Origin of the sequence: Nocardia jiangxiensis NBRC 101359, assembly GCF_000308615.1 — a bacterium.
Classification (GTDB): Bacteria; Actinomycetota; Actinomycetes; order Mycobacteriales; family Mycobacteriaceae; genus Nocardia; species Nocardia jiangxiensis.
Window position 1 is genome coordinate 49,919 of sequence record NZ_BAGB01000164.1, and the last position, 17,228, is coordinate 67,146.

Genomic DNA, 17,228 nt, shown 5'->3' on the forward strand with positions numbered 1-17,228 from the left:
GCAGTCGGAAACGCCCGCGCAGGGATACAGCTCACGCCAGGAACCCTCCATCGACCGCAAGGTGGCAGCCGTTGACATACGACGCCTCCTCCGACAGGAGGAAAGCGACTGCGGTAGCAATCTCGTCACCGCTGCCAACACGCCCCATCGGAATTCCGGTGTCGGCAACCTGCCGAGTTCCCTCGGGATCCCTCTGAGTCATTTCTGTATCAATCACCCCGGGCTGCAGCTCGTTCACCCTGATGCCGCGACCGCCATATTGTATTGCGGCAGTCCTGGTCAGACCGCGAATACCGTGCTTTGCACTGGAGTAGTCGGCCGTCGGTCCACCACGATCAGCGAACACACTCGATACGTTGACGATTGCACCACCACCCGATTGAAGTATCGCGGGAATTTCGTATTTGAGCCCGAAGAAGATGCTGCTCAGATCAATATCGACCGTATTACGCCATTGCTCGTATGTAATGTCGGGAATATCCGCGAAGACCCCTGTCACACCGGCGTTGTTGACAGCGTAGTGTAGCTCACCAAATTCTTCGACGGTTCGACGGACTGCCCGTTCATTGGTCTCAGGGAGGCTGACGTCACCGGGGATGGCGAGGGCTCGTCCTCCGGCCGAAGTGATCTGATCAACCACATCGGCGAGCCTGTCGGGTCGACGCCCGACAATGCTTACAGCCGCGCCCCGCGCCGCCAGAAGTAGCGCCGTCGAGCGGCCCATACCAGACCCGGCCCCGGTTACCAGAGCCACTTTTCCCGAGAATTGCTCATTCATGCTCGCCATCTCCTCGCCGCATATTTCGTGGGCTGCGGCACTCAAACAGGTTTCTCATGTTCGTTCCGATGAGCGGCGCGATGTCCACCGCCGCCGATTTGCTTATTCGAGATCTACCGTAACGTCGAGATATCAACGGTCTTCATGATCGTGCGGGCCACCCGATTCGATCGAATGGCCCTGCACCCCAGTGTCGCTGGACTGATCACAGATTCTTTTCGAGGGCGGTCCCGTCACCGGTCCGGTTCAGACTCGACCACAGGACGCTACCGCCGGTTGTGTTCGCGGCACGGAACTCCTCCCAGTACCACTGAGGACCGAGCAGCTGCTTGGCCCGCGGGATGATCTCGCTGTCCGGGCCGGCGTAGTAGCGCACCTGCTGCGGCTGTCCGTCGGTGGCGGCGCGGTAGATCACCCCGGCGGCAACCTCCGGCGAGGAGCCGTACGAGGCCTGGGGCGTGTTGAAGAACGCGTCCAGCGCGGCCTGATAGTCGTCCGGGATGTCCTGAGCGATATCCATCTTCGAGAAGATCCGGGTGTTGTGACTGCCCGGGAAGACCGCTTTTGCCGAGGCGTTGAACGGCGCAAGCTCGATATTGAGCCCCTCGGTGAGGCTGGCCACTGCGGCCTTGGAAGCCTGGTACACCGAGGTGAACGGATAGCCCTGCTCGGCACTGATCGAGGAGAGGCTGACGATCACACCGGTCCGCCGGGTGCGGAAGTGCGGCAGGAAGGCGCGAGTCAGCGCGATCAAGCCGAAGACGTTGGTCTGGAACTGACGGTGGATCTGATCCGAAGTGGAGGCCTCGAGCGGCCCCATCTGGTAGTAGCCGGCATTGTTCACCAGGACGTCGACCTGACCGAACTGGGCGATGGCCTGTTCGGCGAAGCCCGGCGCGGCCGACTCGTCGTCGACGTCGAGCAGCAGGGTGCGAACCCGGTCGAGGTGCTGGTGAACCTCGAGATCGGCGTCTTTGCGGACGGTCGCGACAACGTTCCACCCCTCGGCTACGAACTTCTCCACGGTGGCCCGGCCGATGCCGGATGCAGTGCCGGTGATGACGACGGTGTTGTTCATGGCTGTCTGTCTCCGTTGAAAGTAGGAAGTTACTTACAACGAAGAAGCTAGCAACGCCTTGCGCAGCTTGTCAAGTAACCACCTACCTACTTACTCTGAAGGCATGGCACGCAGCGCAGAAGAAACACGTCAGAAGATCCTGGACGCCGCCATGGAGGAGTTCGCCCGGTATGGCATCGCGGGCGCCCGGGTCGATCGCATCACCAAGAACGCCGGGGTCAACAACGCATTGCTCTACCGCTACTTCGGCAGCAAACTCGACTTGTTCGATACGGTCTTCAGCCGGCTGATAGAGGACACCGTGGACGACGTACCCATGGATGCAAGAAACCTGCCAGGGTACGTCGGCGCCTTGTTCGACTACTACGCGAGCCACCCCGAGGTGGTCCGGCTGACCGCCTGGCGACAGCTCGAACATCCCAGTCACCCGATGCCGGAGGCGTTGCACGAGAGCGTCAAGCAAAAGACCGAGCGCATCCTCGAGGCCCAGGAATCCGGAGACCTGGCCAGCACGCTCCCTCCGGACGAGCTACTCACGGTCATCATCCATCTGTCCCTTGTCTGCACCCCCCTGAGCCCCATGATCGACCCGGCAGCCGACCCTGAGCGCCGTCGCGCTACCGCAGTCGAGACCGTCCGGGCACTGCTCGACGGTTGAGCGCTCCCCCAACCGATGCGTAGCTGCCCGAGGGCAGGGCCGACCCAACCTCATCCGTCGGATCACCTTCGAGCTGCTGCCCCACTACCCTCTCGATGGTCATGAAGTACATAAGATAGTCATACTTAACTGCCTTTCACCTCGGAGTCAAGGCTTGCGGGGCACATTAACTATGGTTACCGTAAGCATGAACAACCCCCTGTGTGAGGAGTATGTCATGACTACTGAATCCATCTGGCTCGACGTGCTGGGCACCGAGATCACGCAGGGATACCGCATGGTCGGCGGTATCCGCACCCGGGTGCTCGAGGCCGGAGACGGTCCGCCGCTGGTGTTCCTGCACGGTGGTGGAGGGCACGCCGAGGCGTACATCCGGCAATTCGCCGCGCACGCGCCGCACTTCCGCTGCTATGCGCCCGATATGCTCGGCCACGGCTTCACCGATGCACCGGCCGACGGCAAGTACTCCACCGACGACTTCGGCACCTTCATGGCCGACTTCCTCGACACGATCGGTGCCGACCGCGTGCACATCAGCGGCGAATCCTTCGGCGGTCGTGTCGCGGCATGGGTGGCGATGACCCAGCCGGACCGGGTGGAACGGCTCGTGCTGAACACCTCGGGCGGTCTGCCGGTCGAAGAGAAGCGGCACGAAGAGGACGTCGAGGACCTGCTGGCCCGCATGACCAGCGCGCTGCGGGACCCGAGCCCGGAGACTGTGCGCAAGCGGATGCAGTGGCTGTTCGCCGATCCAACGGCGGTTCCCGAGGAGTTCGTCGCTCTCCGCCAGCGAATCTATTCCCGGCCGGATGTCAATGCGGCTCTGCACAAGCTGTTCCGCAAACTGTTCGACCCTCAGGACCAAAAGCATTACGTCCTCACCCCCGAGCGGCTCGCTTCGATCAAGGCGCCGACCCTCGTGGTGTGGACCGATCACAACCCGATCCACAGCTTCGCCGACGCCCAGCGGCACCTTCAGCACATTCCGGACGTCCGGTTCAAGCTCATCGAGAACGCATCACACTGGCCGCAGTACGAGCAGGCTGACGAGTTCAACGACCTGCACATCAAGTTCCTCCTCGGCGAAGGTGACTGACCCCGATGAGCTACGAAGGTGAGTACGCCGTCGTCTCCCCCGCTGGGCGATTCGGTGGTTCGGCGATCACCCGCGCACAAGGAGTTCCGACCCTCTCCGGCAAGCGGATCGGCTTCGTCTGGAACCACCTCTTCCGAGGCGACCTGATGATGGAGCAGATCCTCGCAGCGGTCCGCCAGGAGTGGCACGAGGTCGTCTTCGTGGACCACCCTGCTTTCGGCAACTTCCATGGTCCCGAAGAACCGAAGGTCATGGACCAGCTCCCGGCCCGGTTGAAGGAGGCCGAGGTCGATGCCGTGGTGATCGGCGTCGGCGCCTGCGGCAGCTGCACGCCCGCGGTGATGCGAGCGTGCGCAGTGGCCGAGCGAGAAGGTATCCCCGCCGTCGGCCTCATCGCCGAAGGTTTCGTCCGGCAGGCCGAGGCGATCGGGCGCGCCCTGGGCCTGGCCGACAAAGTCATCGCCCGATATCCGGGCGTCGTGATGACAGATGGGCTCGACACCTTTCACCGCAAGGTGGGGGAATCGATGGTCCCTGAAGCGATGGACGGTCTGCTCCGCCGGGCAGAAGCCACCGATGACAGCTCCAGCGAGTCGGCGGATCCGTACCGGCCCGAGCAGGTGGTGTTCACCGGGACGCTCGAGGCGGTGCAACGGTATTTCGAAGACCGGTTGTGGTCCGACGGGCTGCCGATACTCCCGCCGACGCTGGACGCGATCGCGAACATGTTGGCGCACACCACTCGTGATCCGCACGAGGTGCTCGGGGTCGCCCTGCCAGCGAACCAAGAGGCCACCGTGTGGAACGTGGCGGTGAACGCGGTGATGTCCGGCTGCGATCCGCGTCATCTGCCGATGCTTCTCGCGGCGGTGGAGTCGATCCTGGATCCGCGCTTCGGCATCGAACACGGTGGATGTACCCCAGGGTGGGAGCCGTTCGCGCTGATCAGCGGACCTGATCTCGGCGAGCTCGGCTTCAACAGCTCGACCGCGTCACTTCGGCTGGGAACGCGGGCGAACTCGACGATCGGCCGCTTCCTTCGGATGTTCTTCCACAACGTCGCCGGCCTGGTCGGCCCACCGGGAGCGACCGACAAGGCCACCTTCGGGGCTCCGACCCATGTGGCACTGGCCGAGAACGAAGAGGTCACCCGTGAGCTCGGATGGCCGACCCTGCGCGAAGAGCAGGGGTTCGCACCGGAAGACACCACGGTCGCGGTACAGAGCGTGGTCGGATTCAGCCTGCCGATCTACACCGAAGGCGAAACCGTCGACGAGCACCTGCGGGTCCTCGCCGAGCACATCGCGGGTGCGAGCGGGCACTGGTCGCACACCGGCCTGACGTTCAAGGAATGGCAGCCGCTGCTGGTGATGTCACCCGGCATCGCCACGGTGTTCGCACGCAATGGCTACAGCAAGGACGACATCCGGCGTGAGCTCGGCGAACGCGCCCGTGTCCCGTGGAGCCAGTGGATCGGATGTACGACGGCGGTCGGACTCCAGGTGTCCGACCTCGAAGAGCGGCTTGTCGACGGCACGGCTCGCGACGCCTACCGCGAATCGGATGACCCGGACCGTCTGGTGCCGGTCATCCCGTTTCCGGAGCGGCTCGCCATCGTGGTGAACGGCGATTCTGCGCGCAATCAGTCGAAGTACTACGTCAACAACCACGTGCACGGACCACGGATCCCGACCAGGGTGCGATGGTGAGCATGGTGTGGGACGTCGTAGTCGTGGGGGCCGGCGCTGCCGGACTGTCGGCCGCCACGGCCTGCGCGCAGCTCGGCCTGACGACCCGGCTGATCGAACGCCTCGGGCCGGGCGGTGAGCTGATGAGCAATCCGTTCCCGCTCGATGAAGACGGCGGGCTCACCGGTCAGGACGCCGCGGGTGACCTCTTGGACACGCTCGACCGCACAACCGCCGCGCTCGATCTGGCCGAAGTCGAGGAGATCACACACAGCGGGAACGGATTCAGTGTGATCTCCCCGTCGCAGCGCTGGGATGCGCGATTCGTCGTGCTCGCGACCGGAAGCGAACCGCGCAAGCTCGACATCCCTGGTGGCGCCGAGTGGGAGGGGCGTGGGGTGTCGTACTGCGCACCCTGTGACGGGCCGCTCTACGCCGGATCCCCGGTGGCTGTGGTCGCCGCTGATCGCTGGGCGCCGATAGAGGTCCGTGCGCTAACCGATTTCGGCATCCCGGTTACCGTCATCGCGGACTCGACCATCGACGATCCCGCGTTGTTTTCCGATCCGGAACGCGACGTGACTCGGGTGACCGGGAATGCGCTGCGGATCGACGGGGCGGACAAGGTCGAGGCGGTGGTCGTCGACACCGGTACCACCACGACGCCCATTCCAGTCGCCGCCGTGTTCGCATCCGTGGGCCGGGTGCCCACCACGAAGCTCGTCGCCGAGCTAGTCGAACGAGACGTCGCCGGGCGCGTCCTGACGGGTCCGGCTTACGAAACGAAGACCCCCGGGCTGTACGCGATCGGGGATGTCCGCGCCGGCAACGCAGGCACAGCAGCGGCCGCCATCGCAGAGGGCAAGGACGTAGCGGCGGTCATTGCCGCAGCGCGGTAACCAACCGACACAAAATCTAGCGGAACGAGGGAGTTCCATGGCTCAGATCTTCCACATTGCGTTCGCTGTTCCCCGGCTCGAAGAGACGATGAAAGAACTCAGCGATGCGATGGGTGTCCAATGGCGGAATATCTACGGCTTCGCCGGCAAGATGCGAGATGAGCACGGGGTAGTCCACGAAGTCGACACCCGGCTGACGTTCTCGACCCCGGGCCCCACTGTCATCGAACTCTTCGAGGAAAATCCCGGGACTCCGCTCGCGGCGACCCCGGGAAATCCCTTCCATCACGTCGGCGTGTGGGCCGAAGATTTCTGGTCGGAGGAGGCTCGCCTCGACACGCTCGGCTGGCCGTGCTGCGGTGTCTCACCGGACCGGTCGAAGCCCACTCGCGCCGGATTTTTCCGCGGGCCGTCGAACATCACGTTCGAACTGTGCACGCTCAACACGGATCGGCCGCTGTTGCGCGACCTGTACCCGCCTGACTCGCCCTTCTTCGGCGTTCCCGAAGACCGGCACTGACCTATGCGAAAAGCTGAGGACACGGTGGAGCACTACCAGAGTCTTTACATCGGCGGCACCTGGCGTCCCGCTGAGAGTGGACGCACTCACCCGGTGATCAACCCCTACACCGAACAGGTAATCACAAATATTCCGGCTGCCGAAGCAGCCGACATCGATCAGGCTGTAGCCGCCGCGACCGAAGCACTGCCGAGCTGGCGGCAGACTGCCGTCGGCACACGCATCGAGCTACTGCGCCGGATCGCCGAAATACTCGCCGAGCGCACCGACACCATCGCCGAGATCGTGAGCGCGGACCTCGGCGTCCCCCTGGCCGAGGCGAAGAGCACCCAGGTCGGATATCCGCTCCGCACGCTGGCCGGCTTCATCTCGGCCGCGGCGACCGTCCCATGGCAGGAGCGAGTCGGCACCAGCGTCGTCGTACAGGAACCGATCGGCGTCGTGGGTGCGATCACTCCGTGGAATCATCCTCTCCAACAGGCCATTGCGAAGGTCGGCGCGGCACTCGTCGCCGGTTGCACAGTGGTGCTCAAACCATCGGAATTCGCATCGTTGGGTGTCTTCGAACTCACCGAGGCCATCCACCGAGCGGGAGTTCCTGCCGGCGTATTCAACCTGCTCACCGGCCCCGGGTCCGTAGCAGGCTCAGCACTTGTCGAACACGACCAGGTGAGTATGGTTTCTTTCACCGGGTCGACCACAGTCGGCCGCCGCATCGCGACAGCAGCGGCGGCCACGCTCAAGCCGGTCTCACTCGAATTGGGGGGCAAATCGCCGTCCGTCGTCCTCGACGACGCTGATCTGGAGACGGCGGTCACCGCCACTGCAGCGCGATGCTTCGGAAACTCGGGGCAGACCTGCGCCGCTCTCACCCGCTTGCTGGTGCCGCGTGCCCGGCTCGGCGAAGCGGAGGAATACGCCAAGGCAGCCGCCGACAAGCTGGTGCTCGGCGATCCAATGGACGCTCGGACGACGACCGGACCACTCGTCTCGGCAAGCCAGCAAGCTCGCGTGCGCGCCTTCATCGAATCCGGGTCTGCCGAGGGCGCCCGGCTGATCACCGGCGGGCTCGGCGCGCCGATTCCGGATCGTGGGTTCTTCGTGGCCCCCACAGTGTTCTCCGACGTCACATCCGAGATGACGATCGCGCGCAACGAGATCTTCGGCCCGGTGCTCTCGATCCTCCCGTACGACTCGGAGACCGAGGCGATGCGGATCGCCAATGACACGCCATACGGTCTCAACGCGGCCGTTTGGTCCGCCAGCGCCGAACGTGCCGCCGCGTTCGCGTCGCACATCGAGTCCGGTCTGGTCGGTATCAACGGTGGCCGGGTCAACCTCAACGCACCGTTCGGCGGTTACAAGCAGTCCGGCTTCGGCCGTGAATTCGGCGCCGCGGGAATTCACGAGTTCCTGCACACCAAATGCGTCAACTTCACCATTCCGGACGGATACTGGCCACCCGCCTGATCACCGCACGGATGCATCCCTATCAGAAAGGTCATTTGCCGTGTTGCTCGAAGGACGACGAATCATTGTCACCGGCGGCGCCCAAGGGATGGGCGCTGCACTCGTCAACGCATATGCGGAGGTCGGCGCAAAAGTCGGATACGTCGACGTCCAGGACCGCTCCGAACACGCCGGAACCCCTGCGGGCGTCAAAGTCACGGGTCTCGCCAAGTTCGCCCGCTGCGATGTGACCGACAAGAACTCTGTTACGACCGCCTTCGGGGAACTCGCCCAAGAACTCGGCGGTCTGGATGTACTCGTGCATTTGGCCGGCATAATGCTCCACGCGAAAGCGGAGGACATCACCCCCGACGACTGGCAGCGCCAAATGACGGTCAACACTCTGGGAACCCTGCTCACGAACCAGGTGGCGTTCACCCTCCTCAAAGAGCACGGCGGCGCGATCATCAACTTCGCGTCCGGAGCCGGTGTGCGCGGGTTCCCCGGCGGGGGCCACTACGCGGCCAGCAAGGCGGCGGTCCTGGGTTGGAGCCGCAGTGCGGCCATGGAGTGGGGCCCCTATGGGATTACGGTGAATGCCATTTGCCCCGGAATCGACACCCCGATGGCAGCCGCTCACCGCGCTGGGATGACGCCGGAACAACGAGCCCGCACCGAGCAGCGGCTTCGGGAGGTCACCCCCATCGACGGCAAGCTCGGCGACGCCGACCGAGACCTGGCACCGTATCTCATCTACCTTGCCAGCCCCGGAGCCCGCTTCATCACCGGGCAAACGCTGGCTGTCGACGGCGGACGGACGATGATGCGCTGATTACAGCAGTGCCCTGGCCGAAACCTGGACCAGTCGGCACCCGATTCGGCGGCCCTGGTCAGGCTCGCCACGCGTCGGCCGACAATTCGCCGAGGCGGCAATCGGCGACCCGGAGGAGAATCTCCATCGCCTCGGCCAAGACCTCACGCTCGCCCGGTGAGATCGTCTTCTCGATCACCCGGGCGAGCCAGGCACCTCGTAGATCGACAATCGAATCGACCATCCGACGACCGGATTCCGTCACCGACAAGAGGGTCTTTCGCCCATCAGCAAGGTCCCGGCTCGCTTCCACGAGCCCCTGCTTCTTCAGCGTCGCGATAGTCTCGGCAATCGACTGGGCCCGCACATGCTCCGCGCGTGCGAGAGAACTTGCCGTAATCGGGCCATCGGCCCGGATCCGGCCCAGAACCGACAGTTGCGACATCGTCTGCCCCGTGGTGACCCGCGTCTGCTCATGGCGCAATCGTGACCGCAGCCGCGTAGTCGCCAGCCCGATGTTCAAAGCAAGCACCGGAGGTTCCGTGCGGTCGGAGGTCGATTCCATCTGCTCATAGTATGAGCATGAATACTGCTCAGGCAACCTGTTCAAATGGGGCCACTTCACGATCACCGTCGCGGCCACGAACAGGTCGAGAGCCTGTCGGGCAAGCATGATTCAGCACGCGATGATCGCGGCGAGTATCAGAGCCCGTATCCGAGCTGCCGCCGATCACAGGCTCCAAAGCCCAGACGATGGACCACGGCGGAACGGAGACGCGACATAGCCGCACCCCACCGCCGGTGACGAGTCGAACCCACACCTGAAGGCCGATCGACGAGCGGGCTTCACCCCTCAGGCTACGACATGAACAGCGATATTATTAATAGCAATTCGGCCGCACCAAGCCATTCAGAACAGGCGACACGACGGCGACATCCGCCGGACAGTTACACAGGCAGCCTGTTGACATTGCCGATATTCACGTCCACAATTAGGCGACACGGCGCCTCGATCACAACGACGCGTCACCCACCGAGAGGAGCGCGCCGGCGCGCCGCGCCGGTAGGCGAACTCGCACACTGACCCATCGACGTGGCGGACCTGATTCATCCGAGACTCATACGGTCAGCAGGCCCCCGCACAGTCGACATCCTGGGCAGACACTGCGCCCTTCGACCGAACGAGCCGAGACCTGGCGAATCCGCCGACGACGACTCCAGCCGGTCTCGAAGCCGATGAGGAGAAACCATGACCAAACCTGCCTCCCGACGCCGCATCGTCGAGCTCCGGGCGGTCGGCGACGTCGCGGTCGACCGGGGCGAGCCCGACTCGGCGTTCGCCCTGGTCGCGAGCGCATTGCGGGCAGCCGACATCACCTACGGGAACTGCGAGTCCACCTACTCCGGACGAGGCAGTCGCAACCCCCACGCCCGCGGGATGGTTCGCGCGGACCCGCGCAACGCCACGGCGCTTCCGCGCGCGGGCTTCGACGTGATGTCGTTCGCGAACAACCACCATATGGACGCCTGCGAGGACGGGTTCTACGACACGCTCCAGGTACTTGCCGACCTCGGCATCGAGACCTGTGGTGCGGGCGCGAACCTGACGGAGGCCCGGCGCCCGGCCATCGTGCGATCCGGCGACACCACGGTGGCGTTCCTGGCGTATTCGTCGATCCTCTGGCCCGGCTACGCCGCGACCTCGGACAGCCCCGGCTGCACGCCGCTGCGGGCGGCAACCGACTACGAGCAGGGCGAGCCCGAGCAGCCCGGATCTCCCCCGCGTATCCACACCACGACATCCCCCGAGGATCTCGCCGGGATGGAACACGATATCCGTACAGCGAAACAACACGCGGACGTCGTCGTCGTGACACCCCATTGGGGCCTTCACTTCGTTCCCGGCACCATTGCGGACTACGAGACCGAGATCGCGCAGGCGGCGATCGATGCGGGGGCCGACCTCATCCTGGGCTGCCACCAGCATGTGCTCAAGCCCATCCAGATATACCGGGGCAAGGTCATCTTTCATGGGCTCGGCAACTTTGTCATGGACGTCGACATGTCGGCGCACGCCGACAGCCCCGCGCTCCGGGAGATGCAGGACTTCCACGCGGAGTATGCGGTGGCGTACCAGCCGGACTATCCGACATATCCATTCCACGCGAGCGCTCGGAGCACGATGATCGCACGCGCGCGAATCGAGAACGGAACGATCAGCGAAGTCGGATTCCTGCCGTGTCTGATCAACCGTCACGGTCAGCCCGCACTTCTCGGCGCCCAAGACCCTGCGTTCGACGATCTGTTCAATCACGTCGTCGAGATCACGAAGGCCGCCGGCTTCGAAGTTCCGATGCGCCGCGACGAAACCGGCATAGTCGTGGATCTCGGCAGTTCGAGCTGACTTCCCCACGGACACAACCGCGCCCGGCCACTGCGAACTCGGCGGATGCGCCGAGCCCTTGAAACACCCTCCAAAAAGTATCATCATGATAAGCAGACTCAGCCCATCGCCTGGCAGCTTGGGCCGGATCAGCAATTACATCGGTCAAAGGAGCCCCGATGGATCAGAACGATGCGCGTCGCACGACGATCCGCGTAATCGAGGCGGAACAGATCACTACCGACGTGGTCCGGCTCGTCCTCGCCCCGGTCGGCAACCGTAGTCTCCCGAGCTGGTCAGCCGGCGCTCACGTGGACCTACACCTCCCCTCCGGGCTCTCCCGGCAATACTCGTTGTGCGGCGATTCCTCTGACACCAGCTCATACACGGTCTGCGTGCTCCGGGAGCCCAGCGGCCGCGGTGGCTCAGCGGAGATCCACGACTCCGTCAAGGTCGGGACCGAGCTTTCGATCAGCGGGCCACGCAACCACTTCGCGCTTGTGAACTCACCGAAGTACCGGTTCCTGGCCGGCGGCATCGGTATCACGCCAATCAAGGCAATGATCGACGAGGCCGAACGGCTGGGCGCGGACTGGGCGCTGGTCTATGGCGGGCGCACTGCGGATTCGATGGTCTTCGGGGCAGAGCTGCTCTCTCGCTACCCGACGCAAGTCACCCTCGTCCCCCAGGACACCGAAGGACTCATCGACGTCACGGGAGTAGTCGCGAGTATCGATGCCGATACGCAGATCTACTGCTGTGGCCCGGAAGGTCTGCTCGAGGCCGTAGGCAAGGCGTGCGAAGCAGCTAATACAACGGATCTCCTACATATCGAACGCTTCACTGCCGGCGAGGCACCACCGATTCCCGATGGCGGTGACAAGCCCTTCGAAGTCGAGCTGCGCCAGTCGGGAGTCACGCTGACCGTGGGGGCCGATCAGTCTCTGCTCGAGGTTGTCCGCGGGATTCGCGACGACATCGACTTCTCCTGCCAGGAAGGTTACTGCGGCAGCTGCGAGACGAAGGTCCTGGAGGGACAGCCGGACCACCGCGGAACGATGATGACGCCCGAGGAACACGACGAAGACGGCACCATGTTGATCTGTGTCGGTCGGTCGTGCTCTCCCCGGCTGGTCCTCGATCTCTGATACGCCGTTACGTTAGGAAGGACCGTAGAGAGCATGACGCAGACAGCCTGGGATCGCACGACCTTTGTGGACATCACACAGTTCGCCGAGGTGGAGGAGATCCTGCGACGCGGCAGGGAATTCGTCGTCGGCGGAACGAAAGCCGGCTCGATGGAGTTCGTGCACGGCACGCTCGTGGCGACGGACGGCCGTGAACATCTGGCGCGACGACGGGCGTTGATGAAAATGATCAGCGCCGAGCAGCCCTGGGGCGCCGAGGGCACCCTCGTGGACGAGATCTTCGAGCAGTATCTCCAGCACGTCGTCGAGACACATGAGCCGCGGAACGGCAATGTGCACTTCGACCTCGTCAGTCTGGGCAGGCGGGTCGTCTGGCGGGTGACGGCCGCCTTCGTCGGGCTGGACGGGATAGACGATCCCGCTCAGGTCGAGCGCTTCCAGGATCTCGTCAAACCGGTCCTCGAGGGCCTGACGCTGGAATATCAGCCCGAGGCACGGCATCAAGAGATCCTCTCCTCCGCTCGGTACTCCCGCGCCCGCATTCGCGAGGAGATGTTCGACCCGAGCCTCCAGCGGCGCAGATCGCTGATCGAGGCGGCTCGCCGGTCCGGGAATGAGGACGACCTGCCCGCCGACCTCATCACCAGCATGTTGGTCCACGGCGGCGACAACCCCGACATCGACGTGATCTTCCGCGAGCTGATCGCGCTGTTGGCCGCCTCGGTGAACAACCCTGTCTCCCAGATGGCGTGGGCGCTGGACGATCTCACATCCTGGCTCGGAACCCACCCCGAGTACCGAACCGAGTCGACCACGAAGGGCTTCCTCAACCGAGCCGTCAAAGAGACGATGCGGCTGCACCGCTCCTCCCGTCCGCACCTGGTGCGAATCGCCGCCAAGGACACTGTGCTGGAAACGACCGGCCGCGAAATACCCGAAGGCACCTGGCTGTCGCTCTGGGTGCAGACCGCGAACCGGGAGACGGCGATCTTCGGCGATGACGCGGACCGCTACGACCCGCTCCGCATGCCATCGGACCCCAAGATCCACCCCTTCGGAGTCGGGCTCGGCGCCGGACCGCACGTATGTCTCGGACGGCCGCTGCTGCTGTGGGACCAGGGCGGCGAAGAGGCGCAAGGGCTGCTGATCAAACTTCTCCGGTTCCTGCTGACCCACGGCGTCCGCCCGGATCCCGCAGGCCAGCAGGTCGAGGGCGGACCGGTTGGCGGCCGCCGACACAGCCGATACGACGTCATCATGCCGGCCCCGGCCGACGCGTGACCGCCTGACAAGACCGATGCCGGACCCGAACGGTGCGGCACGCCGATAGATCTCGTGGAGACGCCAGTATGACCTCATTCCGACGGGACCGTGCATTCGACTACGTGATCGTCGGGGCGGGCAGCGCCGGCAGCGTACTCGCGGCCCGGCTCACCGAGGACCCCGACATTTCGGTGCTGCTGCTCGAAGCCGGTCCGCCGGACGACGCACCCGAACTGGACGTTCCCGTACGCGCACCGTCCTTCCTCGACGGGCGGTATGACTGGGCATTCCGGTCCGAGTCCGAGCCAGGACTGGGCGGCCGGGTGATAACGCTCAATCACGGGCGTGTGCTCGGAGGTTCCTCATCGATCAATTCGATGGTCTACCTCCGAGGCGCTGCCACCGACTACGACGAGTGGGCCGCGGCCGGTGCGTCCGGCTGGAGCTATCGGGAGGTGCTGCCTTATTTTCGGCGGTCCGAGGACAACGACCGCGGGCCCGACACCTACCACGGAACCGGCGGCCCACTCGCCGTGTCGGACGGCCGGTCGCGCCATCCGCTCAGCGCGGCCGTTCTCGCGGCAGCGCAGCAGGCCGGCTATCCGCTCAACCCCGACCTCAACGGGGCGACACAAGAAGGTGTCGGATATGCGCAGGTAACGCAGCGCCTTGGACGAAGGTGGAGCGCCGCTCGCGGATATCTCCACCCCAACCTCTGTCGCCGAAACCTCACTGTCACAACCGAAACGCACGTTCTGGAGCTTCTCTTCGACGGCAACCGAGCGGTCGGTGTTCGAGCGGCGCAGTCGGGTCGTGTGACGGATTACTACGCGGAAGAGATCGTGGTATCGGCGGGCGCCTACGGTTCCCCCCGACTGCTGATGCTCTCGGGCATCGGCCCGGCCGCACACCTGGAAACTCTCGGTATCTCTGTCCGTCAAGACCTTCCGGTCGGCCTCAATCTGCAGGATCACCTACGCGTCGGCATGTGCTTCGAATCGACGGTTCCAGGTCTCGAGTCTTCCTTGACCCCACCGGCATTTGCCGAGTTCGAACAGAGCGGTCGCGGACCGGTCAGCTCCAATGTGGGCGAGACATCCGGTTTCATCCGGTCCAGTGCGAGCCTGCCACAGCCGGATTGGCAGGTCAACGGCGTCCCAGCGCGCATCGGCGGGATGATCGGCATTGCCGGCGAGGGCGTTTCGCTCGTCGGATGGCCATCCAAGCCGACGAGCACCGGGTCGGTGTGCCTGCGGAGCGCCGACCCGGCGGCACCACCGAAGATTGTGCACAACTACTTGATGACGGCCCATGACCGACGCGTCACCTGCGACGGGTTGCGTCGCATGCGGGAGATCTCGGAACAATCCGCCTTTCGGGAAGTGACTACCGGACGGCAGTTTCACGGACCGGAAAGCTGGACGGACGATGCGATCCTACGTTTCGCCCGGGCAACCGCGACCACCACCCATCATCCGTGCGGCACGTGCGCAATCGGCGGTGTCGTCGACCCCGAATTGCAGGTCTACGGGATCGAACGCCTCCGCGTCGCCGACGCGTCGGTACTTCCGAGCATCACTCGGTCGAATACGAACGCGGTCGTCGTGATGATCGGAGAGAAGGCCGCCGACCTGATCAGGTCCGAACACCCGCCGATCGCAGCCCCACAGCGCGAGGCAGGGATGGAAGCGAGGTAGAGCGATGACCACATTCGACTCGAGGCCGGTAGATGTACACCGGCACGACGGCAAGATCGCTATCGTCACCGGTGCCGCAAGCGGCATCGGCCGGGCGACCGCCGCACGCTTGGCGCGTGAAGGGGCCAGCGTGTTCGGCTGCAATGTCCGCTCCGACACCAGGCAGGCGGCCGAGCAGTTCTTTGCCGAGCAGTCCCTTGACGTCACCATGCTGCAGGCGGACATCACCGCCCAGGCCGACATCGATGCTCTTGTCTCAGCGGCCGGCGACAGGATCGACATACTCGCCAACGTCGCCGGAGCGATGGACCAATACCGCCCCCTCGGTGAGGTCGACGACGATACCTGGCTGCGAGTTGTCGACGTCAATCTGACTGGTGTGATGCGGATGTCGCGCGCTGTACTCCCACTGATGTTGAACGCGGGCGGTGGCGCGATCGTCACTGTCGCATCGCGCGCCGCATTGGGTGCCGGGCCGGCCGGCGTCGCTTATGCCACGACGAAACACGGCGTGCTGGGCATGATCAAGAGCATCGCGTGGTTCTACGGACCACAGAACATCCGATCCAACGCGGTGTTGCCCGGCGGCGTGCACTCCGAAATGCACACCAAGTCCGACCGCAGCGGTTGGGCATTCGAGCGAGCAGAAATCGCCAAGGCCACCATGCCGCCCAAGGCGGAGGCGGACGAGATCGCTACCGCGATCTCATGGATGGCCAGCGACGAAGCGTCCAATGTCAACGGTGCGGTTCTGTCTGTCGACGGCGGCTGGTCCAGCGCGTGATTGCGCGGGCCCGCGCCACCGACTCGCCGCGCGAGTCCTCCACGTCGACCCGGTCGCACAACTCAACGATCGCCGACCAGCGGATTCGGTTCACCCGCGACCTGGCCGAACGCAGGTGGGGTACCTGCCCAAACCTGGTGCAGATACCCCACCTCCCCTCGAACCGGGGACGAATACCGCGGGCTCGAACCGACATCGACACGTCACGACGTCGAGTCGGCAACAGAACCCGCGGACATCAGTAGTCGCCCGGAAGACGGTAGTACCGCTCAGAGCTTCGCGGCCCACTCGGCGACGGTAACCACCTGGGCCTGCGTCGGGAAGACCGTATCGACCAGCACCCGGTGCACAGCTTCGTCGGGGTCAGCACACGCGTCGCTCAAGACGGTCAACTCATAGTCCCGGTCGGAAGCATCCCGAACAGTGGAGAGAACGACGCCACTGGTGGTGAGGCCGGCGAGCACAAGGTGCGTGGCATCCAGACCACCGAGCACCTGAGCCAGGTCGCTGGCGAACGCACCGACACGACGCTTCACGACGACCGGGTCTGCATCCGTCGCGCCCAGTTCGGCGACGAGCGCCGTAGTGGGAGCCCCCTCGTGGAAGACGTCGCCATAGCCCGGGAGGGCGGAGAAGTTCTGATTCCTGGGGGAAATCTCCGGATAGCCGGGCCGGAACGCGACCCGTACGAACACGACCGGAATTCCGGCCTTACGTGCCGCCGTGACGGCCGAAGAGGCTGCGGCGACCGCAGCCGGTGGCGTGTCGCCGAACGAACCAACGATTCCGACCTGGAAGTCCATGACCAACAGTGCGGTAGTACCCACGATACGTCTCCAGAGTTCTGAGTGACCTAGTAGATGATTATTATGCCCATAATAACTTGAAATGCAAACACAGAAAATCCGATGCAGGACACCGATGCCCTGGGCATTGCATCTAGATATCCTTGAAAGTTTCCCTTAACTATATGCAG

At 64.4% G+C, this 17,228-nt stretch carries 16 protein-coding genes; 12 read left to right on the forward strand and 4 right to left on the reverse strand.

What is annotated here, in order from left to right; genetic code table 11:
- Positions 1-31: 31 nt before the first annotated feature.
- Both ON40_RS39500 and ON40_RS39505 read right to left on the reverse strand, forming a co-directional pair.
- Positions 32-778, reverse strand: coding sequence for an SDR family NAD(P)-dependent oxidoreductase (locus tag ON40_RS39500; RefSeq protein ID WP_040830682.1), 747 nt, complete (start codon positions 776-778; stop codon positions 32-34).
- 205 nt (positions 779-983) lie between these two features.
- Complete coding sequence (locus ON40_RS39505; protein ID WP_051194286.1) at positions 984-1,856, reverse strand: SDR family oxidoreductase; 873 nt, start codon at positions 1,854-1,856, stop codon at positions 984-986.
- A 103-nt stretch (positions 1,857-1,959) separates the two neighbouring features.
- On the opposite strand from ON40_RS39505, the gene ON40_RS39510 reads away from it, so the two are divergent.
- The 7 genes from ON40_RS39510 (at position 1,960) to ON40_RS39540 (ending at position 8,998) form a co-directional block, all read left to right on the forward strand.
- Positions 1,960-2,514, forward strand: coding sequence for a TetR/AcrR family transcriptional regulator (locus ON40_RS39510; RefSeq protein WP_040830597.1), 555 nt, complete (start codon positions 1,960-1,962; stop codon positions 2,512-2,514).
- Positions 2,515-2,731: 217 nt separating this feature from the next.
- Positions 2,732-3,610 (forward strand): alpha/beta fold hydrolase, encoded by an 879-nt coding sequence (locus tag ON40_RS39515; RefSeq protein ID WP_040830598.1) that lies wholly within the window; start codon positions 2,732-2,734, stop codon positions 3,608-3,610.
- Positions 3,611-3,615: 5 nt separating this feature from the next.
- Positions 3,616-5,319 carry a UGSC family (seleno)protein gene (locus ON40_RS39520; protein WP_040830600.1) on the forward strand — a complete coding sequence of 568 codons (1,704 nt, stop codon included), beginning with the start codon at positions 3,616-3,618 and terminating at the stop codon, positions 5,317-5,319.
- 2 nt (positions 5,320-5,321) lie between these two features.
- Positions 5,322-6,197: an NAD(P)/FAD-dependent oxidoreductase gene (locus ON40_RS39525; protein ID WP_040830601.1), complete on the forward strand. Its 876-nt coding sequence runs from the start codon at positions 5,322-5,324 to the stop codon at positions 6,195-6,197.
- On the forward strand, positions 6,181-6,717 hold the full coding sequence (locus tag ON40_RS39530; RefSeq protein ID WP_157186731.1) for a VOC family protein: 537 nt from the start codon (positions 6,181-6,183) through the stop codon (positions 6,715-6,717). The genes ON40_RS39525 and ON40_RS39530 overlap by 17 nt, the downstream gene beginning before the upstream one ends.
- 3 nt (positions 6,718-6,720) lie before the next feature.
- Positions 6,721-8,187 carry an aldehyde dehydrogenase family protein gene (locus ON40_RS39535; protein ID WP_051194287.1) on the forward strand — a complete coding sequence of 489 codons (1,467 nt, stop codon included), beginning with the start codon at positions 6,721-6,723 and terminating at the stop codon, positions 8,185-8,187.
- 40 nt (positions 8,188-8,227) lie between these two features.
- Complete coding sequence (locus ON40_RS39540) at positions 8,228-8,998, forward strand: SDR family NAD(P)-dependent oxidoreductase (RefSeq protein WP_040830605.1); 771 nt, start codon at positions 8,228-8,230, stop codon at positions 8,996-8,998.
- A 58-nt stretch (positions 8,999-9,056) separates the two neighbouring features.
- Here ON40_RS39540 and ON40_RS39545 read toward each other — a convergent pair whose 3' ends face one another.
- Positions 9,057-9,542, reverse strand: a complete 486-nt coding sequence (locus ON40_RS39545; RefSeq protein ID WP_063713187.1) for a MarR family winged helix-turn-helix transcriptional regulator — start codon at positions 9,540-9,542, stop codon at positions 9,057-9,059.
- A 684-nt stretch (positions 9,543-10,226) separates the two neighbouring features.
- On the opposite strand from ON40_RS39545, the gene ON40_RS39550 reads away from it, so the two are divergent.
- The 5 genes from ON40_RS39550 (at position 10,227) to ON40_RS39570 (ending at position 16,252) form a co-directional block, all read left to right on the forward strand.
- The gene (locus ON40_RS39550) at positions 10,227-11,381 is read left to right on the forward strand and encodes a CapA family protein (protein WP_051194290.1); all 1,155 of its coding nucleotides are present in this window, start codon (positions 10,227-10,229) and stop codon (positions 11,379-11,381) included.
- 158 nt (positions 11,382-11,539) lie between these two features.
- Positions 11,540-12,508: a PDR/VanB family oxidoreductase gene (locus ON40_RS39555; RefSeq protein ID WP_083896268.1), complete on the forward strand. Its 969-nt coding sequence runs from the start codon at positions 11,540-11,542 to the stop codon at positions 12,506-12,508.
- Between the two features lie 33 nt (positions 12,509-12,541).
- Positions 12,542-13,789 (forward strand): cytochrome P450, encoded by a 1,248-nt coding sequence (locus ON40_RS39560; protein WP_083896269.1) that lies wholly within the window; start codon positions 12,542-12,544, stop codon positions 13,787-13,789.
- 68 nt (positions 13,790-13,857) lie between these two features.
- The gene (locus ON40_RS39565; RefSeq protein ID WP_051194291.1) at positions 13,858-15,468 is read left to right on the forward strand and encodes a GMC family oxidoreductase; all 1,611 of its coding nucleotides are present in this window, start codon (positions 13,858-13,860) and stop codon (positions 15,466-15,468) included.
- Between the two features lie 4 nt (positions 15,469-15,472).
- Complete coding sequence (locus ON40_RS39570) at positions 15,473-16,252, forward strand: SDR family NAD(P)-dependent oxidoreductase (protein WP_051194292.1); 780 nt, start codon at positions 15,473-15,475, stop codon at positions 16,250-16,252.
- Positions 16,253-16,521: 269 nt separating this feature from the next.
- Here ON40_RS39570 and ON40_RS39575 read toward each other — a convergent pair whose 3' ends face one another.
- Positions 16,522-17,079: a cysteine hydrolase family protein gene (locus tag ON40_RS39575; RefSeq protein WP_245568193.1), complete on the reverse strand. Its 558-nt coding sequence runs from the start codon at positions 17,077-17,079 to the stop codon at positions 16,522-16,524.
- Positions 17,080-17,228 lie beyond the last annotated feature (149 nt).